The 22195-nt window shown below is 72.1% G+C and carries 16 protein-coding genes; 13 read left to right on the forward strand and 3 right to left on the reverse strand.

The window, feature by feature from the left end:
- Position 1: 1 nt before the first annotated feature.
- Positions 2–1522, forward strand: a complete 1521-nt coding sequence (gene miaB, locus OG408_RS29595) for a tRNA (N6-isopentenyl adenosine(37)-C2)-methylthiotransferase MiaB (RefSeq protein ID WP_266783676.1) — start codon at positions 2–4, stop codon at positions 1520–1522.
- 50 nt (positions 1523–1572) lie between these two features.
- The gene (locus tag OG408_RS29600; protein ID WP_326672878.1) at positions 1573–2286 is read left to right on the forward strand and encodes a class III extradiol dioxygenase subunit B-like domain-containing protein; all 714 of its coding nucleotides are present in this window, start codon (positions 1573–1575) and stop codon (positions 2284–2286) included.
- 89 nt (positions 2287–2375) lie between these two features.
- On the opposite strand, the gene OG408_RS29605 is transcribed toward OG408_RS29600, so the two are convergent.
- The gene (locus OG408_RS29605) at positions 2376–2645 is read right to left on the reverse strand and encodes an antitoxin (protein WP_326672880.1); all 270 of its coding nucleotides are present in this window, start codon (positions 2643–2645) and stop codon (positions 2376–2378) included.
- 280 nt (positions 2646–2925) lie between these two features.
- On the opposite strand from OG408_RS29605, the gene miaA reads away from it, so the two are divergent.
- The 6 genes from miaA to hflX all read left to right on the forward strand — a co-directional run bounded on the left by miaA (position 2926) and on the right by hflX (position 10910).
- Positions 2926–3864: a tRNA (adenosine(37)-N6)-dimethylallyltransferase MiaA gene (miaA, locus tag OG408_RS29610; RefSeq protein WP_326672882.1), complete on the forward strand. Its 939-nt coding sequence runs from the start codon at positions 2926–2928 to the stop codon at positions 3862–3864.
- Positions 3865–3971: 107 nt separating this feature from the next.
- Positions 3972–4412 (forward strand): hypothetical protein, encoded by a 441-nt coding sequence (locus tag OG408_RS29615; protein WP_326674612.1) that lies wholly within the window; start codon positions 3972–3974, stop codon positions 4410–4412.
- A gap of 88 nt (positions 4413–4500) precedes the next feature.
- On the forward strand, positions 4501–5373 hold the full coding sequence (gene dapF / locus OG408_RS29620) for a diaminopimelate epimerase (protein WP_326672883.1): 873 nt from the start codon (positions 4501–4503) through the stop codon (positions 5371–5373).
- Between the two features lie 215 nt (positions 5374–5588).
- Positions 5589–7700, forward strand: coding sequence for a RelA/SpoT family protein (locus OG408_RS29625; protein ID WP_326672885.1), 2112 nt, complete (start codon positions 5589–5591; stop codon positions 7698–7700).
- 92 nt (positions 7701–7792) lie between these two features.
- Entirely contained in the window at positions 7793–9247 is a 1455-nt protein-coding gene (locus OG408_RS29630) for a M1 family metallopeptidase (RefSeq protein ID WP_326672887.1), read from the forward strand.
- Between the two features lie 142 nt (positions 9248–9389).
- A complete protein-coding gene (gene hflX / locus OG408_RS29635; protein WP_266783689.1) occupies positions 9390–10910 on the forward strand; it encodes a GTPase HflX in 1521 nt (506 codons plus the stop codon).
- A gap of 66 nt (positions 10911–10976) precedes the next feature.
- Here hflX and OG408_RS29640 read toward each other — a convergent pair whose 3' ends face one another.
- Both OG408_RS29640 and OG408_RS29645 read right to left on the reverse strand, forming a co-directional pair.
- Positions 10977–12146, reverse strand: coding sequence for a trypsin-like serine peptidase (locus tag OG408_RS29640; protein ID WP_326672889.1), 1170 nt, complete (start codon positions 12144–12146; stop codon positions 10977–10979).
- Between the two features lie 329 nt (positions 12147–12475).
- The gene (locus OG408_RS29645; protein WP_266783693.1) at positions 12476–13705 is read right to left on the reverse strand and encodes a trypsin-like serine peptidase; all 1230 of its coding nucleotides are present in this window, start codon (positions 13703–13705) and stop codon (positions 12476–12478) included.
- Between the two features lie 359 nt (positions 13706–14064).
- Between OG408_RS29645 and OG408_RS29650 the strand changes: the two genes are divergently transcribed.
- From OG408_RS29650 to OG408_RS29670, 5 genes are read left to right on the forward strand one after another with little or no spacing between them, the layout of a single operon-like run.
- The gene (locus OG408_RS29650) at positions 14065–15444 is read left to right on the forward strand and encodes a diaminobutyrate--2-oxoglutarate transaminase family protein (protein ID WP_326672892.1); all 1380 of its coding nucleotides are present in this window, start codon (positions 14065–14067) and stop codon (positions 15442–15444) included.
- A gap of 29 nt (positions 15445–15473) precedes the next feature.
- Positions 15474–17384, forward strand: coding sequence for an IucA/IucC family protein (locus OG408_RS29655; protein ID WP_266783697.1), 1911 nt, complete (start codon positions 15474–15476; stop codon positions 17382–17384).
- A gap of 59 nt (positions 17385–17443) precedes the next feature.
- A complete protein-coding gene (locus OG408_RS29660) occupies positions 17444–18145 on the forward strand; it encodes a GNAT family N-acetyltransferase (RefSeq protein ID WP_326672895.1) in 702 nt (233 codons plus the stop codon).
- Between the two features lie 60 nt (positions 18146–18205).
- Entirely contained in the window at positions 18206–20083 is a 1878-nt protein-coding gene (locus OG408_RS29665; protein WP_326672897.1) for an IucA/IucC family protein, read from the forward strand.
- A 50-nt stretch (positions 20084–20133) separates the two neighbouring features.
- Entirely contained in the window at positions 20134–22104 is a 1971-nt protein-coding gene (locus OG408_RS29670) for an ATP-dependent DNA helicase (protein WP_285571382.1), read from the forward strand.
- Positions 22105–22195 lie beyond the last annotated feature (91 nt).

Here is a 22195-nt window from a genome sequence, read left to right on the forward strand (position 1 = left end):
CATGAGCAGCGGCAACCGGAGCGAAGCAGTGGACGTCAGAAAAAGCTATGAGGTGCGCACCTACGGGTGCCAGATGAACGTCCACGACTCCGAGCGGCTGTCGGGTCTGCTGGAGGACGCCGGTTACGTACGGGCGCCCGAGGGCTCCGACGGTGACGCCGATGTCGTCGTCTTCAACACCTGCGCGGTGCGGGAGAACGCCGACAACAAGCTCTACGGCAACCTCGGCCGGCTCGCCCCGATGAAGACGAAGCGCCCCGGGATGCAGATCGCGGTCGGCGGCTGTCTCGCCCAGAAGGACCGCGACACCATCGTCCGGCGGGCCCCCTGGGTGGACGTCGTCTTCGGTACGCACAACATCGGCAAGCTGCCCGTGCTGCTGGAGCGCGCCCGGATCCAGGAGGAGGCGCAGATCGAGATCGCCGAGTCCCTGGAGGCGTTCCCCTCGACGCTGCCGACCCGCCGCGAGTCCGCGTACGCCGCCTGGGTCTCGATCTCCGTCGGCTGCAACAACACCTGCACCTTCTGCATCGTCCCGGCCCTGCGCGGCAAGGAGAAGGACCGCCGGACCGGCGACATCCTGGCCGAGATCGAGGCCCTGGTCGCCGAGGGCGTCTCCGAGATCACCCTGCTCGGCCAGAACGTGAACGCGTACGGCTCCGACATCGGCGACCGCGAGGCCTTCTCCAAGCTGCTGCGCGCCTGCGGGCGGATCGAGGGCCTGGAGCGGGTCCGCTTCACCTCGCCGCACCCGCGCGACTTCACCGACGACGTGATCGCCGCCATGGCCGAGACGCCGAACGTGATGCCGCAGCTGCACATGCCGATGCAGTCCGGCTCGGACACGATCCTGAAGGCGATGCGGCGCTCGTACCGGCAGGAACGCTTCCTCGGCATCATCGACAAGGTCCGGGCGGCGATGCCCGACGCCGCGATCTCCACCGACATCATCGTCGGCTTCCCCGGCGAGACCGAGGAGGACTTCGAGCAGACCATGCACGCGGTCCGCGAGGCGCGCTTCGCCAACGCCTTCACCTTCCAGTACTCCAAGCGGCCCGGGACCCCGGCCGCCGACATGGACGGGCAGATCCCCAAGGAGGTCGTCCAGGAGCGGTACATGCGCCTGTCCGCCCTCCAGGAGGAGATCTCCTGGTCGGAGAACAAGAAGCAGGTCGGCCGCACGCTGGACGTCATGGTCGCGGAGGGCGAGGGCCGCAAGGACGGCGCCACCCACCGACTGTCCGGCCGCGCCCCCGACAACCGCCTGGTGCACTTCACCAAGCCGGACGAGGACGTGCGGCCGGGCGACGTGGTGACCGTCCAGATCAGCTACGCCGCCCCGCACCACCTGCTCGCCGAGGGCGCGCCCCTCGGCGTGCGGCGGACCCGCTCGGGCGACGCCTGGGAGAAGCGCAACGCCGTCGCGGCCGCCAAGCCCGCCGGCGTCATGCTCGGCCTGCCCGGCATCGGTGCCCCGGCCCCGCTGCCCGCCGCCGCGGCGCCCGGCTGCGGCTGCGACTGACGGCCGGACCGCTCCCCGGACGGCGGCGGACGGCCAGTACGCTGCCCACCATGCTTGTCGCCGCCGCTGTCTGCCCCTGCCCGCCGCTGCTGGTCCCCGACGTCGCCGCCGGTGCCGCGCCCGAACTCGATGCCGCGCGGACCGCGTGCACCGACGCGCTGGGCGTGCTCGCGGCCTCCCGGCCCGACCTGCTGCTCGTGATCGGCCCGGCGGACCTCGCGGGCCGCGGGCCGCACCCCGAGGGCGCCGTCGGCGGCTTCCAGGAGTTCGGTGTCGACCTCGACGTACGGCTCGGCCGGGACCTCGGCCGGGCGGCCGACCGTCCGCTCGCGCCCGCGCTCGCGGTCGGTGCGTGGCTGCTGGCGCGCACCGGATGGGCGGGCACGCCCGTCGAGGCGCTCGGTGTGGGGGAGCCGCTGGAGACCGTGCGCTGCAAGGAGACGGGCCGTGCGCTGGCCGCCAGGGCGGACCGCGTCGCGCTGCTGGTGATGGGCGACGGCAGCGCCTGCCGGACCCTGAAGGCCCCCGGATACCTCGACGAGCGGGCCGCCGGCTTCGACGCGGCCGCCTCGCGCGCGCTGGGTGCCGCGGACACCGCCGCGCTCATCGCGCTGGACGCGGCACTGGCGTACGAACTGAAGGCCGCGGGCCGCGCACCCTGGCAGGTGCTCGCGGGGGCGGCGGAGGGGGCCGGGCTGGACGGCCGGCTGCTCTACGACGACGCGCCGTACGGCGTGGGGTACATGGTCGCCGCCTGGTCCTGACGGCCGGGGAGGCGTTCGCGCACAGCACGACGGCCGTGGAGCGCTGTCGCTCCACGGCCGTCGTGCTGTGCGCGAACGCCTCCCCGGGCTCAGGAAGCGGGCGGCGGCGGCGTGCTGCCCGGAGGGGGCGGCGGCGGGGCGCCCCCGTCCTTCTGGGCGGCCAGCCGGTCCACGGCTCCCTTGGCCTTCTGCGTGCCGGACACGATCTTGTCGCTGTACTTGCCCTTGGTCTTCGCGTCCACCGTCCGCGCGGCCTTGTCGAGCCCCTGGTCGATCTTGTCCCCGTGCTGCTGCGCGAGGTCGCTCACCTTGTCCTTCGCAGGGCTCAGCTTCGCCTTCAAATTGTCCATGAAGCCCATCGGACACCTTCTCTGCTGGGGGCTGCGTGCGCGTGCTCTCTCAAGATCCAGGTACCCACCGCGCTGTCGCCTACTCTCCCGGCCGCGACATCGGCACCGAAGAACGACAAAAGGCAGAACCATGAGAAAACACCCATATGTGCGTGCTATTTTACTCGGCTTTACCTGATTTCCTTCGACGCCACCCGCCTCGCCCCCGACGCCTCATGACAGGCCACCCGCCGCACGGCCCGGGAGCCGGCCGTTCGGGAAGGGCCCCGAGGTTTGCGAGACTGTCGCAGTGAGAAGTCCAGCTCCCGCACCGCGGGTCATCGCCGTCGTCGGTCCCACCGCAGCCGGAAAGTCCGACCTGGGGGTGTTCCTCGCCCAGCAGCTCGGGGGCGAAGTGGTCAATGCCGACTCCATGCAGCTCTACCGGGGGATGGACATCGGCACCGCCAAACTGACGGTCGGCGAGCGCGGAGCCGTCCCCCACCACCTGCTGGACATCTGGGACGTCACGGAGACCGCCAGCGTCGCGGAGTACCAGCGCCTGGCGCGCGTCGAGATCGACCGGCTGCTCGCCCAGGGCCGCACCCCCGTCCTGGTGGGCGGCTCCGGTCTCTACGTGAAGGGCGCCATCGACGCCCTGGAGTTCCCCGGTACGGACCCCGGCGTCCGGGCCGCGCTGGAGGCGGAGCTCGCCGAGCACGGCTCCGGAGCCCTGCACGAGCGGCTCGCCGCGGCCGACCCGGAGGCGGGCCGGGCCATCCTGCCGAGCAACGGCCGGCGGATCGTCCGGGCCCTGGAGGTCATCGAGATCACCGGAAAGCCCTTCACCGCCAACCTGCCGGGTAACGATGCGGTCTACGACGCCGTACAGATCGGCGTCGACGTGGCCCGCCCCGAGCTCGACGAACGCATCGCCCGGCGCGTCGACCGGATGTGGGAGGCCGGGCTCGTGGACGAGGTGCGCAGCCTGGAGCGGCACGGCCTGCGGGAGGGCCGGACGGCCGCCCGGGCACTGGGCTACCAGCAGGTGCTCGCCGCCCTGGCCGGGGAGTGCACCGAGGACGCCGCGCGGACCGAGACCGTGCGCGCCACCAAACGCTTCGCGCGCCGCCAGGACTCCTGGTTCCGCCGCGACCCGCGCGTCCAGTGGCTGGACGGCGGCGCGGACCACCGCGGGGAACTCCCGGGCCTGGCGCTGGCGTTGGTCGAACGAGCGGTTACAGCCTGATCACGTGATGGCATCGGGACGCCCTGCCCGTCAATTCGGCGACCCGCGACGTGCCATCATCGAGCATCGATCGACCAGTGGAGTCCGAGTTGGGAGGGCGCGTGGCGATGGAGGCCGGCCCTCGCGACACAGAACAAGACGCACCGGACACGCAGCACGAGGCAGGACGCTTGAGCCCCGACGGGCCCGATGAGCTCGTCGTGACCCCCGAGGTCGAGGTCGAGCTGCGTCCCGCCCGGCGGATGCGCATCTGGCAGCTCGCCCCCATCGTCATGCTCGCCGCGATGGGATCGCTGATGTTCGCCTTCCCGCTCGCCTTCGAGGTGGGCGACGGCGGACCCGTCGTCGCGATGCTCGGACTGCTGATCAGCTGCTGCGCCGCGGGCTGGGGCATGATGGCCGCCCGCCGCGTCGGTCACACCTGGCCCGGTCTGCCGTCCCGGGGCTCCGGGGAGCGCGCCGACTGGCGTGTGATCGCGCTGTACGTGGCGGTGTGCGGCGCCCTGGTCGCCCTGGCCATCTGGCGTGTGGCGCGCCTGCGGGGCTGACGGACCGGCCGTACCTCCCGCACCGGGCAGGGGACGATTGCCGTGACCGGTTTTCCGGACTGCCGGCGCGGCCTCGTACAGTTGTGACGTGACCATCTCGCAGACCGCCTTCCTCAAGGGCCACGGGACCGAGAACGACTTCGTGATCGTTCCCGACCCGGACAACGCGCTCGACCTGCCCGCGTCCGTCGTCGCCAGGCTGTGCGACCGGCGTGCCGGGATCGGCGGTGACGGGCTGCTGCACGTCGTGCGGTCCGCCGCGCACCCCGAGGCGAAGGCCATGGCCGGCGAGGCCGAGTGGTTCATGGACTACCGCAACGCCGACGGCTCGATCGCCGAGATGTGCGGCAACGGAGTGCGCGTGTTCGCCCGCTACCTTCAGCGCGCCGGAGCGGTGGAGGAGGGCGACCTCGCGGTCGCCACCCGCGGCGGTGTGAAGAAGGTGCACCTCGCGAAGAACGGCGACATCACCGTCTCGATGGGCCGCGCCCTGCTGCCCGCCGACGGCGTCACCGTCACCGTCGGCGACCGCAGCTGGGACGCCCGCAACGTGAACATGGGCAACCCGCACGCGGTCGCGTTCGTCGACGACCTGGCGCAGGCCGGGGACCTCTTCGCCGAGCCCGCGTACGGCCCGGCCGCGGTCTACCCCGACGGGGTCAACATCGAATTCGTCGTGGACCGCGGTCCCCGGCACATCGCCATGCGGGTCCACGAACGCGGCTCGGGCGAGACCCGCTCCTGCGGAACCGGCGCCTGCGCGGTCGCGGTCGCGGCGGCCCGCCGGGACGCGGCGGACCCGGCGGTGACCGGTGCCCCCGTCACGTACACCGTCGATCTGCCGGGCGGCACCCTGGTGATCACCGAGCACCCGGACGGCGAGATCGAGATGACCGGAGCGGCCGTCATCGTCGCCGAGGGCGTGATCGATCCGGCCTGGCTCGAAGCGCGGAACGGATAGCGCGGCACGGACGGCGCCGCACGGACCGGGAGCGAAGCGCCCGCGCGGACAGAGATCGAAACGCCGAACGGGCAGCGCTTCGCTCGAATGGGTGATCCGTTTCACGCTGGGCGAGAGCGGGACTCCGCCACGTGGTGGGGTCGGTAGCATCAAGCACCGGCCCGGAGGCGCGACCGCACCTTCCCACCGCCGGTCGACGTTGCCGGAGGTGCCCCATGAGCGCAGAGGCCACCAACCCAGGTGCTCCCATCCGCAGGCGGGGCCGTCCCCGGATCGATCTCCGCAGGCTCGGCCGGGTCGCCCTGCTCGGCCCGGTCTCCCGTGACCGGCTGCCCGACGCCATCGGCCACGTCGCCGAGGCGCACCGGGCCCACCATCCCGACGCCGACCTCGCCGTGCTGCGCCGGGCCTACGTCCTCGCGGAGAGCTCGCACCGCGGACAGATGCGCAAGAGCGGCGAGCCCTACATCACCCACCCGCTCGCCGTCACCCTCATCCTCGCCGAGCTCGGTGCCGAGACCACCACCCTGACCGCGTCCCTCCTCCACGACACGGTCGAGGACACCGAGGTGACCCTCGACCAGGTACGGGAGGAGTTCGGCGAGGAGGTCTGCTACCTCGTCGACGGCGTGACCAAGCTGGAGAAGGTCGACTACGGGGCGGCGGCCGAGCCCGAGACCTTCCGCAAGATGCTCGTCGCCACCGGGGACGACGTCCGGGTGATGTCGATCAAGCTCGCCGACCGGCTGCACAACATGCGCACCCTCGGTGTGATGCGGCCCGAGAAGCAGGCCAGGATCGCCAAGGTCACCCGTGACGTGCTGATCCCCCTGGCCGAACGGCTCGGCGTCCAGGCGCTCAAGACCGAGCTGGAGGACCTGGTCTTCGCCATCCTCCATCCCGAGGAGTACGCCCACACCCACGCGGTGATCTCCGCCGCCACCGCCGCCGGGGACCCCCTCACCGCCATCGCCGGCCAGGTCGCCTCGGTGCTCCGCGAAGCCGGCATTCCCGCCGAAGTGGCCGTCAGACCACGCCACTTCGTCTCCGTGCACCGCGTCCGGATCAAACGCGGCGAACTGCGCGGCAGCGACTTCGGCCGGCTGCTGGTGCTCGTGGGCGAGGACGCCGACTGCTATGCCGTCCTCGGTGAACTCCACACCTGCTTCACCCCGGTGATCTCCGAGTTCAAGGACTTCATCGCCTCCCCGAAGTTCAACCTGTACCAGTCGCTGCACACCGCGGTGGTGGGACCGGACGGCGAGGTCGCCGAAGTCCTCATCCGCACCCACCGGATGCACAACGTCGCCGAGGCCGGCGTCATCGCGCTCGGCAATCCCTACGCCGCCGACGGCACGGCCCAGAGCGCCGAACCCGCCGACGGCGAACGGGCCGACCCGACCCGCCCCGGCTGGCTCTCCCGGCTCCTCCAGTGGCAGCAGTCCGCCCCGGACCCCGACACCTTCTGGACCACCCTGCGCGCCGACCTCGCCCAGGACCGGGAGATCACCGTCTTCCGCACCGACGGCGGCACGCTCGGTCTCCCCGCCGGCGCGAGTTGCGTGGACGCCGCCTACGCGCAGTACGGGGACGCCGCCCACAGCTGTATCGGGGCCCGGGTGAACGGTCGGCTGGCCACGCTGAGCACCGTCCTCGGCGACGGCGACACCGTCCAACCGCTCCTCGCCGAGGACGCCGCGTCCGGGCCCTCGCCCGACTGGCTCGACCACGCCCGTACGCCCGCCGCCCGGATCGCCATCACCGGCTGGCTCGACGCCCATCCGCAGGACGCCGAGACCGCCGGGGGAGGGCCGAGCGCCGGCCGCAGGCCCGGCCCGCAGCCCGACAGGTCCGCACAGCCCGGATCGGCCCGCACCGCGAGTGCGCTGGTCGAGCAGCCCGACGCCACCGTGCGGCTGGCCGGCTGCTGCACCCCCGTACCCCCCGACGACGTCACCGGGTTCACGGTGCGCGGCGGCGCCGTCACCGTGCACCGGCTGGAGTGTCCGGCCGTGGCCAGGATGGAGGCCGTCGGCCGGGATCCGGTCACGGTGAGCTGGGGCGATGTCGCCGCCTGCCGGGTGACCCTGGTCGCGGAGTCCTTCGGCCGGCCCCGGCTGCTCGCCGACCTCACCGAAGCGATCGCCGGCGCGGACGCGGCGGTCGTCTCCGCCACCGTCGAACCCCCCACCGAACAGCGCGTGCGGCACACCTACACCCTGGAACTCCCCGACGCCGCCGGACTGCCCGCGCTGATGCGCGCCATGCGCGACGTACCGGGGGTGTACGACGTGAGCCGCGCCCAGCACCCGGCCGCCGCGGTCTGACCCGGCGCACGCACCACCCGCCGCGGATCTCGTTCGGGTGGCGCGGCGCGCGCCGTCCCGTCCGGGCCGGGCGGCGCTGGTAGCCGTAGTCCATGCCGTTCCTCTCCCGCCGTCTGCGGGCCGCCCTGCTGGCCACCGCATCGGCCACCCTCGTCGCCGCCACCCTGCCCGCACCGGGGCCCCTCGGTATCGGGGACCCGCTCTTCCCGCACCTCGGCAACCCCGGATACGACGTACTCGCCTACGACATCGGGCTCAGTTACGAAGGCCGCAACAGCGAACCCCTGGACGCCGTCACCACGATCGACGCGCGGACCACCGAGCCGCTGGAGCGGATCAACCTCGACTTCACCCGCGGCACCGTGCACTCCGTCGACGTGAACGGACTGCGCGCCGGCTTCTCGGCCGAGGACGAGGACCTGATCATCGAACCGCCCGGCAGCCTCCCGGCCGGAGTGCCCCTGCGGATCACCGTCCACCACACCAGCGACCCGTCCGGGGAGCGGGACAGCGGCGGCTGGGTGCGGACCGCCGACGGGCTCGCCATGGCCAACCAGGCCGACGCCGGGCACCGCGTCTTCCCCGGCAACGACCACCCCGCCGACAAGGCCTACTTCACCTTCCGGATCACCGCACCCGAGGACCTGACGGTGGTGGCCAACGGGCTGCGCACCGGAAGGAGCAGCCACGGCGGCCGCACCACCTGGACCTACCGCACCGAACACCCCATGGCCACCGAACTGGCCCAGGTCAGCATCGGCCGCTCCGCCGTCGTGCGGCGGACCGGACCGCACGGGCTGCCCGTGCGCGACGTCGTGCCGGCGGCCGACCGGAAGAGGCTGGAGCCCTGGCTGAAGAAGACCCCCGGCCAGCTGGAATGGATGGAACGGCAGGTCGGCCGCTACCCCTTCGAGAACTACGGCGTGCTCGTCGCCGACACCGAGACCGGCTTCGAGCTGGAGACCCAGACCCTCTCCCTCTTCGAGCGCCGCCTGTTCACCGACGGCGGCTTCCCCGAGTGGTACGTCGACGCGGTCATGGTCCACGAGCTCGCCCACCAGTGGTTCGGTGACAGCGTCTCCCCGCGGACCTGGTCCGACCTCTGGCTCAACGAGGGCCACGCCAGCTGGTACGAGGCGCGCTACGCCGAGGAGCACGCCGACAAGCCGCTGGAGCGCCGGATGCGCGAGGCGTACGCCGACTCGGACGGCTGGCGCGCCGAGGGCGGACCGCCCGCCCGCCCCGCCGCGCCCGCGCCCGGCGAGAAGATCAGCCTCTTCCGGCCGGTCGTCTACGACGGCAGCGCACTGGTCCTGTACGCGCTCCGCCAGGAGATCGGCCACGACGCCTTCGGCCGGCTGGAGCGGCTCTGGGTGAGGAAGCACCGCGACTCCAACGCCGCCACCGCCGACTTCACCGCCCTGGCGTCCTGGGTGGCCGGACGCGACCTGACCGCGTTCTTCGACGGCTGGCTGTACGCGAAGAGGACACCGCCGATGCCGGGCCACCCGGACTGGCGCAGCACGACACCGGCGGCACAGCGGTAAACCCGCGTGACGGGCCGTGGCCGCCGTGCCACTATCGACGAGTCGCCGCGTGGCCGGACCGGAGAATTCCCCCCGTGGGAATCATCCCGGGAGGTCACGCGTTGTGACTGATGTAACCGACTTCTACCGACGTAAGGATCCAATGACCTCCTCTTCTTCCCTTCCCCAGGACGCGCAGGACGCGCAGAGTGCCACGGAGAACGTCACCGAGAGCCTCACCGAAAGCCTTCGGGCGGACGCCCTGATGGAAGAGGACGTCGCCTGGAGCCACGAGATCGACGGAGCGCGGGACGGCGATCAGCTGGACCGCTCCGAGCGCGCCGCCCTGCGGCGCGTGGCGGGACTCTCCACCGAGCTCGAGGACGTCACCGAGGTCGAGTACCGGCAGCTGCGCCTTGAGCGCGTGGTGCTCGTCGGTGTCTGGACCTCGGGCACGGTGCAGGACGCGGAGCACTCGCTCGCCGAGCTGGCGGCGCTCGCGGAGACGGCCGGAGCCCAGGTGCTCGACGCCGTCTTCCAGCGCCGCGACAAGCCCGACCCGGCCACGTACATCGGCTCCGGCAAGGCGCTCGAACTGCGTGACATCGTTCTCGAATCAGGGGCGGACACCGTCGTGTGCGACGGTGAGCTCAGCCCCGGCCAGCTGATCCACCTAGAAGACGTCGTCAAGGTGAAGGTGGTCGACCGGACCGCCCTGATCCTCGACATCTTCGCCCAGCACGCCAAGTCCCGTGAGGGCAAGGCGCAGGTCTCGCTGGCACAGATGCAGTACATGCTGCCGCGGCTGCGCGGCTGGGGTCAGTCGCTGTCCCGTCAGATGGGCGGCGGCGGTTCCAGCGGCGGTGGCGGCATGGCCACCCGCGGTCCCGGTGAGACCAAGATCGAGACGGACCGGCGCCGGATCCGCGAGAAGATGGCGAAGATGCGCCGGGAGATCGCGGAGATGAAGACCGGCCGCGACATCAAGCGCCAGGAGCGCAAGCGCAACAAGGTGCCTTCGGTCGCCATCGCGGGCTACACCAACGCGGGCAAGTCCTCGCTGCTCAACCGGCTGACCGGCGCGGGTGTGCTGGTGGAGAACGCCCTGTTCGCCACCCTCGACCCGACCGTGCGCCGGGCCGAGACGCCGAGCGGACGGATCTACACGCTCGCCGACACGGTCGGGTTCGTCCGGCACCTGCCGCACCACCTGGTCGAGGCGTTCCGCTCCACGATGGAGGAGGTCGGCGAGTCCGATCTCATCCTGCACGTGGTGGACGGCTCGCACCCGGTGCCGGAGGAGCAGCTCGCCGCGGTGCGCGAGGTCATCCGCGAGGTGGGTGCGCTGGACGTGCCCGAGATCGTGGTGGTCAACAAGGCGGACGCGGCCGACCCGCTGGTCCTCCAGCGGCTCCTGCGCAACGAGAAGCACGCGATCGCCGTGTCGGCCCGGACCGGCGCCGGTATCGACGAGCTCCTCGCGCTCATCGACAGCGAGCTGCCGAGGCCGTCGGTCGGGATCGAGGCGCTGCTGCCGTACACCGAGGGCGGACTCGTCTCGCGGGTGCACGCCGAGGGCGAGGTGATCTCCGAGGAGCACACCTCCGAGGGCACGCTGCTCAAGGCACGGGTGCACGAGGAGCTCGCCTCGGACCTCGCGGCGTTCGTCCCCGCGGTGCACTGACCGCAGCACACAGCCGGAAGGCCCGCTCCCTCGCGAGGGAGCGGGCCTTCCGGCTGTCGTCCGGGGCTACTTGGCGCCGAACTTGTCGCTCATCATCGTGAAGATCTGCTGGGCGCCCTCGCCCAGGTGGGGTCCGGCGAGCCAGCCGGCCGTCACCGGGCCGATGGAGGTGTTGGAGACCAGCGCCAGCTTGCCGTCGCCGACGTTCCTGAACCAGCCGCCACCGGACGAACCGCCGGTCATCGTGCAGCCGATGCGGTACATCGTGGGGGTGGCGGGGCTGATCGACAGCCGGCCGGGACGGTCGACGCACTTGTGCATGATCAGACCGTCGTACGGCGGAGCGGCCGGGTAGCCCCACGCGCCCATCGCGCTGATCTGCGCGACCTCGGGGGCGTCGAAGTCGACCGGCAGGGCGTTGCCCACGGTCTCCTCCAGGGACTTGGTGCCGTGCTCCGGCTTCACGTGCAGGATCGCGTAGTCGTACGGGGCGCCCTCGCCGCCGGTGGGGCCGCCGTCGGCGAGCCACTCGCCGGAGGTGGAGGCCCAGTCGGCCCAGTAGGCGCCGTACGGGGTGATCTCCTGCTGCTGCGCGTTCTTCAGCGCCGCAGCGGACTTGCCCTTGTCGTTGTAGGCGGGCACGAAGACGATGTTGCGGTACCAGCCGCCCTTCGCACCGGCGTGGACGCAGTGGCCGGCCGTCCACACCAGGTTGGACCTGCCCGGGTTCTTCGGGTCCTTCACGACGGTGCCCGAGCAGACCATGGAGCCCTCGGGGGAGTCGAAGAAGACCTTCCCGACCGGGGCCGCGTAGTTGTGGTACGGCGTCTTCTCGCGCTCGGCCGTGACCGGCCTCGGCTCCGGGTCGCTGACGCCCTGGTCGCCGGAGAGGTCCCCGGTGGACATGGTCTTGGCCGGGTCCTTCGCGGACTTCATCCGGTCGGGCTTCCAGAGCCCCTCGATGACCGGGTTGACGAAGTCCTTGGCCTCACGCAGCCACTTGTCCTTGTCCCAGTTCTTCCATTCACCGCCCTTCCACTTCTCCGGGTCGACCCCGTGCTTCTTCAGGGTGTCGGCCAGACCGGAGGGCATGCCGCCGCTGGAGCCGGAGCCGGTGGATTCGGTGGTGGCGGGCTTGTCGGCCGCCTGGTCCTCGCTCGGACCGCAGGCCGTGGCCGTCAGCGCGAGTGCGGCGACGAGACCGGTCGCGGCGAGCAGCGGACGTATGGATCGCATGGAAAAGATTCCCCCTGAATCTTCAGAACAGATCGTTGTACCTGGAACGTCGAACCTGGATCGGCGAAGCCGAATGTGCTCAAAATGGCATGAGCGTGTCATGCCGTACGCCGGGGTGACCGGCTGTCGGCTTCGGTGCGGGACCACCCTATGACGGGCCGGGCGGTGACCGTTGCCACCGGCCGGCGGACGGACGGCGGGGCGGGCCCGCGACGGGCGCGGCCCGCCCGGATCAACGTCCGTGCGGATCGGGGGCCTTCGGCGACGAACGCCCGGCCGAAGGCCCCTGAGGGAACGTCATCCGCATCCGGGCGGACGACGATCCGCCGTCACTGGCCCGCGTACTTCTTGCTGACCGAGTCGTAGACGCCCTTGGCCTCCTTGCCGAGCCGGGGCCCGGCCAGCCAGCCCGCCGACACCGGGCCGATGGAGGTGTTGGAGACGAGGGCGGGCTTGCCGTCCTGGCCCGCCGCGACCCAGCCGCCGCCGGAGGAACCGCCGGTCATGGTGCAGCCGATGCGGTACATCGTCGGGTCGTCGCTGGTGAGCGAGAGCCGGCCCGGCTTGTCCTTGCACTGGAAGAGCTTCTGGCCGTCGTACGGCGGAGCGGCAGGGAAGCCGGTCGCCGTCATGTCCGCGATCTTGGGAACCGCCGGGGCGTTGAACTCGACCGGCAGCGCCGAACCGACCGTCTCCTCCAGGGACTTGCCGGTCGAACCCTTCTCCGGCGTCACGTGAAGCACGGCGAAGTCGTACGGAGCGCCCAGCCCGCCGACCGAGGCACCCTGGTCGATCCACTGCTCGGAGGTCTGCGCCCACGAGCCCCACCACACGCCGTACGGGGCGACCTTCTCCTTGGGCGGGTTGTTCCGGAGCTCGTCGGTCGACAGACCGCTGTCGTTGTACGAGGGCACGAAGGCGATGTTGCGGTACCAGCCGCCCTTCTTGCCCGCGTGCACGCAGTGGCCCGCGGTCCACACCATGTTGGACTTGCCGGGGTGCGCCGGGTCCTTCACCACGGTCGCCGAGCAGACCATCGAGCCCTCGGGCCCGTCGAAGAACAGCTTCCCGGACTCCGGGGCGCTGTCGTGGTACGGCGTCTGCGCGCCGACGGCCCTGACCGGGACGGGGGTCCGGTCCGTCACGCCCTTGTCGCCGGAGATGTCGTTGTCGACCGGCTGCTCGGGCGCCTTGTCGGCGTCCCGCATCCGGTCCGGGTCCCAGAGGCCCTCGATGATCGGGTTGATGTAGTCCTTGGCCTCACGCAGCCACTTGTCCCTGTCCCAGTTCTTCCACTCGCCGTCCTTCCACTGGTCGAGGTCGATCCCGTGCTCCTTGAGCCGGCCCTTCAGATCATCCGGAATGGTGATCTTGTTGTCCGACGTCTGGCCCGCGGAACTGCTGCTCGGCTCGGTGCTCGCGTCGTCCTCGCCCGGCCCGCAGGCGGTCGCGGTGACGGCGAGGACGGCGGTGAACGCCGCCGTGGCGAGCACGGTCGCGGGGGTGCGGCGGGCGCTTCCCCTGCGGCGTGCGGTGGAACCCGGTCGAATGAGTCGCATCTGGTGATCCCCCTGGGACTTCGTAACTCAACGCTTCCGTACTGCACTTCTGGACTTCGGCACGGCACACGGACCGGCACCGCGGACGGCGGTCCGGTGCCTCGCGCGTATGCCGTGGCGGCCGGGAGGTTGTCCCGGAGCCCCGGCGCGGTCCCCCACTATGCCGGTGCCGCTGTGGACGGTGTGCGGCAGGGCCATGGTTCCGTTCCGCGAGGATCTTCGGATTTACCCGTGATCCTCGGCGCCCGGCGTCGTTGGTACGTACGGGGGACACGGAGACAGCGTTCACCCCCGCAGTCCGTCCTTGCGGAATCGTGCTGACGTGCAACGCAACTGTTACAGCGGGAGGATCAACAGCCGTGGCCGTGACCGAACCAGCTCCGGCACCACCCCTGGCGGCACACGAAGGCATCCTGCGCCGCCAGTCACTGCGTGAGTCGGCGGCCCGTACCTACGCGCGCTCGCTGCCGATCGTGCCGGTACGGGCGCGCGGGCTGACCATCGAGGGAGCCGACGGGCGGCGCTATCTCGACTGTCTGTCCGGAGCCGGGACGCTGGCCCTCGGGCACAACCACCCGGTGGTCCTGGAGGCGATCAAGAAGGTCATCGACTCGGGTGCGCCCCTGCACGTGCTCGATCTGGCCACACCGGTCAAGGACGCCTTCACCACGGAGCTGTTCGCCACGCTGCCGCGGGAGTTCGCCGACGACGCCCGGATCCAGTTCTGCGGTCCGGCGGGCACCGACGCGGTCGAGGCGGCGTTCACCCTGGTGCGCGCCGCGACCGGCCGCAGCGGTCTGCTCGCCTTCACCGGCGCCTACCACGGCATGACGGCGGGCGCCCTCGCCGCGTCCGGCGGCGCCGAGGACGTACGGGTGACCCGGCTCCCCTTCCCGCAGGACTACCGCTGCCCGTTCGGGACGGGCGGCGAGCGCGGCGCGGAACTCGCCGCGCGCTGGACCGAGAGCGTGCTGGACGACCCGAAGAGCGGCACCCCCGCTCCCGCCGGAATGATCCTCGAACCGGTGCAGGGCGAAGGCGGCGTCAACCCCGCGCCCGACGGCTGGATGCGCCGGATGCGGGAGATCACGGCGGCCAGGTCCATCCCCCTGATCGCCGACGAGGTCCAGACCGGCGTCGGCCGCACCGGCGCCTTCTGGGCCGTCGAGCACAGCGGCGTCGTGCCCGACGTGATGGTGCTGTCCAAGGCCATCGGCGGATCCCTGCCGCTCGCCGTGATCGTCTACCGCTCCGGGCTCGACACCTGGCAGCCGGGAGCCCACGCCGGCACCTTCCGCGGCAACCAGCTCGCGATGGCGGCCGGCACGGCCACCCTCGCGTACGTACGGGAGAACCGCCTCGCCGAGCGCGCCGGCGTACTCGGCGCCCGGATGCTCGCGCGGCTGCGGGGCCTGGCGGCAAGCCACCCGAGCATCGGTGACGTCCGCGGCCGGGGCCTGATGATCGGCGTGGAACTCGTCGACCCGGAAGCCGCCCCGGTGGGCGTGGGCGGCGAGGCACCGCCCGACCCGGTCCTCGCCACCGCCGTCCAGCAGGAGTGCCTGCGCCGCGGCCTCATCGTCGAACTCGGCGGCCGCCACTCCACGGTCGTCCGCCTGCTCCCACCCCTCACGCTCACCGACGAACAGGCGACAGCGGTCGTCGACCGCCTCGCCGACGCCCTGGCAGCCGCTGAGCGCTCCCCGCACCGACGGACCGCGACCGGGTCGATCCGCTGACCCCGGAAACCATCACAGGAAAGACCGCCGTGAACCCCACCCCCGCGCCCGAGGCCGACGGCCCTCCCTCCAGCCACCACGGGGGAGAGGCCGCAACACCCGGCCACCTCGCCGTCGAACCGTCGACCGTGCCGCGCCAGAAAGAGGTGCCGCACGGTCAGTGGCCCGCCCCCAGGCCCACGGCCGCCGGTCCGGCACCGGCCGCCGATCCGCCGGACGGTCCGGACCCGCTGGACCACCCGGACCCGCTGTGCGCCGCCGACACGGCGGGCGTCGAGAACCTGCTGCGCTGCTGGGTCCGCGAGGGCGACCTGTCCCGCCCGGAGGGGGAGACCCTCCGCATCCCGCTCCCCGCGAGCGGCACCGCCCTCCTCGTCCCCGTCCGCCACTGGTCCGCCACGGGCTGGCACCGCTTCGGCCCGCCGCTCCTGGAAACGGCCCCCGACAACGCCCCCGCCGTCGACGCCGTCACCGTCGCCGCCCTCCTCGGCCGGGAGGCCGGCCACCACGAGAGCGCCGACATGGTGGGCCGGGTGGCCGACTCGGTGCGGCGGACCGCCGGATTCATCGAAGGACAACGGCACCGGCCCACCGCACCCGCCGGGGCGGACCTCTTCCTCACCGCGGAACAGTCGCTCCTCCTCGGTCATCCGCTGCACCCCTCGCCCAAGAGCAGGGAAGGCCTCTCCGACTCCGAGACCCGCCTCTACTCCCCCGAGGCGCACGGCTCCTTCCCGCTGCACTGGATGGCCGCCCACCGGTCCGTCCTCGCCACCGACTCCGCGTGGACCGAACAGGGCCGCCCGGTCGGTGCCGCCGAACTCGTCGCCCGCCACGCCGAGGGCCTGCGGATCCCCGGGCACACCGTGGCGATTCCGCTGCACCCCTGGCAGGCCCGCGACCTGGCCAACCGGCCCGAGGTCGCGGCCCTGTTCGACTCCGGACTCCTGCACGACCTCGGACCGTACGGCGAGCGCTGGCACCCCACCTCCTCGGTGCGCACCGTCCAGCAGCCCGGCGCCGACCTCATGCTGAAGCTCTCCCTCGGCGTACGCATCACCAACTCCCGCCGGGAGAACCTCCGCAAGGAACTCCACCGCGGCGTGGAGGTCCACCGGCTGCTGCGCACCGGACTCGCCCGGCAGTGGCACTCCGCCCACCCCGGTTTCGACATCGTCCGGGACCCCGCGTGGCTGGCGGTCGACACCCCCGGGGGCGAACCCGTCCCAGGACTCGACGTCATGCTGCGCCACAACCCGTTCGGCCGGCACGACGACGCCGTCTGCATCGCCGGGCTCACCGCCCCGCGCCCCTGGCCGGACCGGCCGGAGATGCGCTCCCGCCTCGCCGACATCGTCCGCCGCCTCGCCGCCGCCACCGGGCGGACCACGACCGCCGTCGCCACCGAGTGGTTCCTGCGCTACCTGGACCGCGTGGTGCGGCCGGTGCTCTGGCTCGACGCCCACGCCGGAGTCGCCCTCGAAGCCCACCAGCAGAACACCCTGGTCCTGCTCGACGCCGAGGGCTGGCCGTCCGGCGGCCGCTACCGGGACAATCAGGGCTACTACTTCCGCGAGTCCCACCGCGCCGCCCTCGACCGCAGGCTCCCCGGCATCGGATCCGTCAGCGACACCTTCGTCTCCGACGCCGTCACCGACGAACGCTTCGCGTACTACCTCGGCATCAACAACGTGTTCGGACTGATCGGGGCGTTCGGCGCCCAGCGGCTCGCCGACGAGGACGTGCTCCTCGCCGCCTTCCGGCGGTTCCTGGGATCGGTCACCGCACTGGGCTCACCGCTCCCCGCCCACCTGCTGGAAACACCCCGGCTGCGCTGCAAGGCCAACATGCTGACGCGTCTGCACGGCCTCGACGAACTCGTCGGACCCGTGGACACCCAGTCCGTCTACGTCACCATCGCCAACCCCCTCCACGGCTGAAGGAACCACTCCGCCGAGCCGGGATCCGTCCGAACCGCTCAGAAGAGGAGAGCGTCACCGTGCCTCCCGCCGATGCGCACACCGTCCCCGGAACCGGCGCCGACGACACGCTGGACCTTCGGCTCACCGCCGAACTCCTGGCGCTGCTGGGGGAGGAGACCCCCGCACCGCGCCCGCGGCACGAGGACCCGGGGCTGCTCGACCGGCCAACGGAGTGGAAGCCGGTCACGACCCCGGCCGGCGTGTTCCAGCTCGTCCCCGTGCGGCTGGAGCGCGATCTCGCGCTGATCAGCCGCTGGATGAACGACCCCGCCGTCGCGGCCTTCTGGGAGCTCGCCGGAGCCGAGACCGTCACCGCCGGGCACCTGATGCCCCAGCTCGACGGCGACGGACGCAGCGTGCCCTGCCTGGGCGTGCTCTCGGGTGTCCCGATGAGCTACTGGGAGATCTACCGGGCCGACCTCGACCCGCTCGCCCGGCACTGCCCGGTCCGCCCGCACGACACCGGGATCCACCTCCTCATCGGGGACGTGGACCACCGCGGCCGCGGGACCGGCACCACCCTGCTCCGGGCGGTCTCCGACCTCGTCCTCGACAACCGGCCCCGGTGCACCCGGGTCGTCGCCGAGCCCGATGTCCGCAACACCCCGTCCGTCTCCGCGTTCCTGAGCGCCGGATTCCGCTATTCCGCGGAGGTCGAACTCCCGGACAAGCGGGCCGCGCTGATGATCCGCGACCGAGCCCACCGTGCCCGGCTGTGAACGATCCGCTGCCCCCTCCCCACCGCTCGAACCCCGTCGGTTCCCTCCCGAGGAGTCTCCGTGCCGAAATATCCCGCGAGCCGTGATGCAGCCCCGTCGCCCGCGCTGCTCAGCACCCCGGAACTGAACCGGGCGGTCTGGGACCGAGCCGCCGCCCGGCTGCTCGCCAAGATGCTCGGCGAATTCGCCTACGAGGAAGTCATCCAGCCCGTTCCGCGCGCCGCCGGGGGCACCGCGTACACCCTGCTCCTCGACGACGGCGGAAGCCTGAGCTTCACCGCCCGGCGCGGGGTGTACGGCAGCTGGCGGGTCGCCCCCGACTCGATCCGGGCGGCGAGCAGCGCGGCGACGGAGGCCGACGCGGCCACCGGGGCACCGGCCGGGGACCAGGTCGCCGGCAGCGTCCCCTTCCGCGACCCGCTGCTCTTCCTCGCCCGGGCCCGCCGCCTCCTCGAACTGGACGGTGCCACGCTCGGCCATCTCGTCCGCGAGCTCACCACCACCCTCACCGCCGACGCCCGCCTCGACCACGGCGCGCTCACCGCCGCCGAACTCGCCGAACTCGACTACGCCGAACTCGAGGGCCACCAGACGGGCCACCCCTGGATCGTCGCCAACAAGGGACGGCTCGGCTTCTCCGCCACCGACGCGGCGCGCTTCACCCCCGAGGCCCGCACCCCGGTCACACTGCCCTGGATCGCCGTCTCCTCCCGGCTCGCCGCCTACCGGGGCGTGAACGCGCTCGCCCGCCCCGGCCGGCTCTACGACCAGGAGCTCGACCCCGAGGTCCGCGCGTCCTTCGCCGCCGCCCTGCACAGCAACGCCCTCGACCCGGAGGACTACCTCTTCCTGCCCGTCCACCCCTGGCAGTGGGACGAGTGGATCGTGCCGCTGTTCGCCCCGGCCATCGCCGCCGGCGACATCGTGCCCCTGCACGCCGATCCGGACCTTCGGCTCCCGCAGCAGTCCATCCGCACCTTCGCCAACCTGGACCGGCCCGACCGGCACACCGTCAAGCTGCCGCTGTCCATCCTCAACACGCTGGTCTGGCGCGGCCTGCCGACCGAACGCACCCTCGCCGCGCCCGCCGTCACCGGCTGGGTGCAGGGGCTGCGCGACAACGATCCGTTCCTGCGCGACACCTGCGGTGTCATCCTCCTCGGCGAGGTCGCCTCGGTCACGGTCGAGCACCCGCTCTACGACCACCTCCCCGAGACGCCGTACCAGTTCAAGGAGATCCTCGGCGCGATCTGGCGCGAACCCCTCCTCCCGCGCCTCGCACCCGGTGAGCGGGCCCGCACCCTCGCCTCCCTACTGCACACCGACCCGCAGGGCCGCGCCTTCACCGCCGAGCTGGTCGAGCGCTCCGGCCTGGCGCCCTCGGTCTGGCTGACCCGGCTCTTCGCCGCCCTGCTCCCGCCGCTGCTGCACTTCCTCTACCGCTACGGCACGGTCTTCTCCCCGCACGGCGAGAACGCCATCGTCGTCTTCGACGAGCGGGACGTTCCCGTGCGACTGGCGATCAAGGACTTCGTCGACGACGTGAACGTCAGCGCCCGGCCGCTGCCCGAGCACGACACGATGCCGGCGGACGTGCGCCGCATCCTGCTCACCGAGGAGCCGGCCTTCCTCACCCAGTTCATCCACTCCGGCCTCTTCACCGGAGTCTTCCGATTCCTGTCCCCGCTCTGCGAGGAGCAGCTGGGCGTCCCGGAGAGCGAATTCTGGTCACTCGTCCGGGCGGAGATCCTGCGCCACCACGCCCGCTTCCCCGAGCTGAAGGACAGGTTCGAGATGTTCGACATGCTGACGCCCCGCATCGAGCGCCTCTGTCTGAACCGCAACCGCCTGCATCTGGACGGCTACCGCGACCGGCCCGAGCGACCGCACGCGGCGGTCCACGGCACGGTACCCAACCCGCTCCACCCCTCCGTGTGAGTCCGGGAGTGACCGCCGTTGTCAGTGGCGCCCCGTAGGCTGGTCCGGCTATGACGAAGCCATCCCTCCCCGAGCTCCTGCACGCCGCCGTGACCGCCGTCGGCGGTACGGAGCGGCCCGGCCAGGCCGCCATGGCCGGTGCGGTCGCCGAGGCCGTAGACGACCACTCCCATCTGCTCGTGCAGGCGGGCACCGGTACGGGCAAATCGCTCGGCTACCTGGTGCCCGCCCTGGCACACGGCGAGCGCGTCGTGGTGGCCACGGCCACCCTGGCCCTGCAGCGGCAGCTCGTGGAGCGCGACCTTCCGCGTACGGTCGACGCCCTGCACCCGTTGCTGCGCCGCCGCCCGCAGTTCGCCATGCTGAAGGGCCGGTCGAACTACCTCTGCCTGCACCGCCTGCACGAGGGCGTGCCGCAGGAGGAGGAAGAGGGGCTCTTCGACCAGTTCGAGGCGGCGGCCCCGTCGAGCAAGCTCGGCCAGGACCTGCTGCGCATGCGGGACTGGGCCGACGAGACCGAGACGGGCGACCGGGACAACCTCACCCCCGGCGTCTCGGACCGGGCCTGGGCGCAGATCTCCGTCTCCTCCCGGGAGTGTCTGGGCGCCACCAAGTGCGCGTACGGCGCCGAGTGCTTCGCCGAGCAGGCCAGGGAGCGCGCCAAGCTCGCCGACGTGGTGGTGACGAACCACGCGCTGCTCGCCATCGACGCCATCGAGGGCGCCCCGGTGCTCCCGAGCCACGAGGTGCTGATCGTCGACGAGGCCCATGAGCTGGTCTCCCGGGTCACCGGGGTAGCCACCGGCGAGCTCACCCCCGGCCAGGTCAACCGCGCGGTCCGCCGCGCCGCGAAGCTGGTCAACGAGAAGGCCGCCGACGCCCTGCAGACCGCGTCGGAGGGGTTCGAGCGGGTGATGGAGCTGGCGCTGCCCGGCCGCCTGGAGGAGGTCCCGGAGGACCTCGGCTACGCGCTGATGGCGCTGCGCGACGCCGCGCGCACGGTGATCACCGCACTGGGCTCCACCCGCGACAAGTCCGTCCAGGACGAGGACGCGGTCCGCAAGCAGGCACTGGCCTCGGTCGAGACGATCCACGGCGTGGCCGAGCGCATCACCCAGGGCTCCGAGTACGACGTGGTCTGGTTCGAACGCCACGACCGGTTCGGCGCCTCGGTGCGGGTCGCACCCCTCTCCGTCTCCGGGCTGCTGCGCGAGAAGCTGTTCGCCGACCGCTCCGTCGTCCTCACCTCGGCCACGCTCAAGCTGGGCGGGGACTTCAACGGGGTGGGGGCCTCGCTCGGCCTCTCCCCGGAAGGCACCGCGGGCGATGACGTGCCGCAGTGGAAGGGGCTCGACGTCGGCTCGCCCTTCGACTATCCGAAGCAGGGAATCCTGTACGTCGCGCGGCATCTGGCCACCCCCGGCCGGGACAGCGCCCGCACCGACATGCTGGAGGAGCTCGCCGAGCTGGTGGAGGCGGCGGGCGGCCGCACGCTCGGACTGTTCTCCTCGATGCGGGCGGCCCAGGCCGCCGCCGAGGAGCTCCGGGGCCGGCTGGAGAAGCCGATCCTGCTCCAGGGCGAGGAGACCCTGGGCGAGCTGATCAAGAACTTCGCGGCCGATCCGGAGACCTGTCTCTTCGGCACGCTCTCGCTCTGGCAGGGCGTCGACGTGCCCGGTGCGAGCTGCCAGTTGGTGATCATGGACCGGATCCCGTTCCCGCGTCCCGACGATCCGCTGATGAGCGCGCGGCAGAAGGCGGTCGAGGACGCGGGGGGCAACGGCTTCATGGCCGTGGCCGCCACGCATGCCGCGCTGCTGATGGCTCAGGGCGCCGGCCGTCTCGTCCGCGCCACGGGGGACAAGGGTGTCGTAGCGGTGCTCGACCCGCGTCTGGCCAACGCCCGGTACGGCAGCTATCTGCGCGCCTCGCTCCCCGACTTCTGGTACACGACCGACCCCAACCAGGCACGCCGCTCGCTCGCCGCGATCGACGCCGCCGCCAAGGCCGACGACAAGTAGACGGGCGCCACGGGCGGCCCGTGGACACCGACGGCCCGCAGACAGCGGCAGGGCCCCGGAACCGCCGTGGCGGTTCCGGGGCCCTGCCGGG

The sequence above is a fragment of the Streptomyces sp. NBC_01257 genome, from assembly GCF_035917255.1.
GTDB lineage: Bacteria > Actinomycetota > Actinomycetes > Streptomycetales > Streptomycetaceae > Streptomyces.

Bases quoted from the DNA above. Each gene is read 5' to 3' on its own strand.
- OG408_RS29600 (WP_326672878.1), top strand. From the start codon at position 1,573: ATGCTTGTCGCCGCCGCTGTCTGCCCCTGCCCGCCGCTGCTGGTCCCC.
- OG408_RS29645 (WP_266783693.1), bottom strand. From the start codon at position 13,705: ATGCGACTCATTCGACCGGGTTCCACCGCACGCCGCAGGGGAAGCGCC.
- hflX (WP_266783689.1), top strand. From the start codon at position 9,390: ATGACCTCCTCTTCTTCCCTTCCCCAGGACGCGCAGGACGCGCAGAGT.
- OG408_RS29630 (WP_326672887.1), top strand. From the start codon at position 7,793: ATGCCGTTCCTCTCCCGCCGTCTGCGGGCCGCCCTGCTGGCCACCGCA.
- OG408_RS29615 (WP_326674612.1), top strand. From the start codon at position 3,972: ATGGAGGCCGGCCCTCGCGACACAGAACAAGACGCACCGGACACGCAG.
- OG408_RS29605 (WP_326672880.1), bottom strand. From the start codon at position 2,645: ATGGGCTTCATGGACAATTTGAAGGCGAAGCTGAGCCCTGCGAAGGAC.
- OG408_RS29625 (WP_326672885.1), top strand. From the start codon at position 5,589: ATGAGCGCAGAGGCCACCAACCCAGGTGCTCCCATCCGCAGGCGGGGC.
- OG408_RS29640 (WP_326672889.1), bottom strand. From the start codon at position 12,146: ATGCGATCCATACGTCCGCTGCTCGCCGCGACCGGTCTCGTCGCCGCA.
- OG408_RS29670 (WP_285571382.1), top strand. From the start codon at position 20,134: ATGACGAAGCCATCCCTCCCCGAGCTCCTGCACGCCGCCGTGACCGCC.
- miaB (WP_266783676.1), top strand. From the start codon at position 2: ATGAGCAGCGGCAACCGGAGCGAAGCAGTGGACGTCAGAAAAAGCTAT.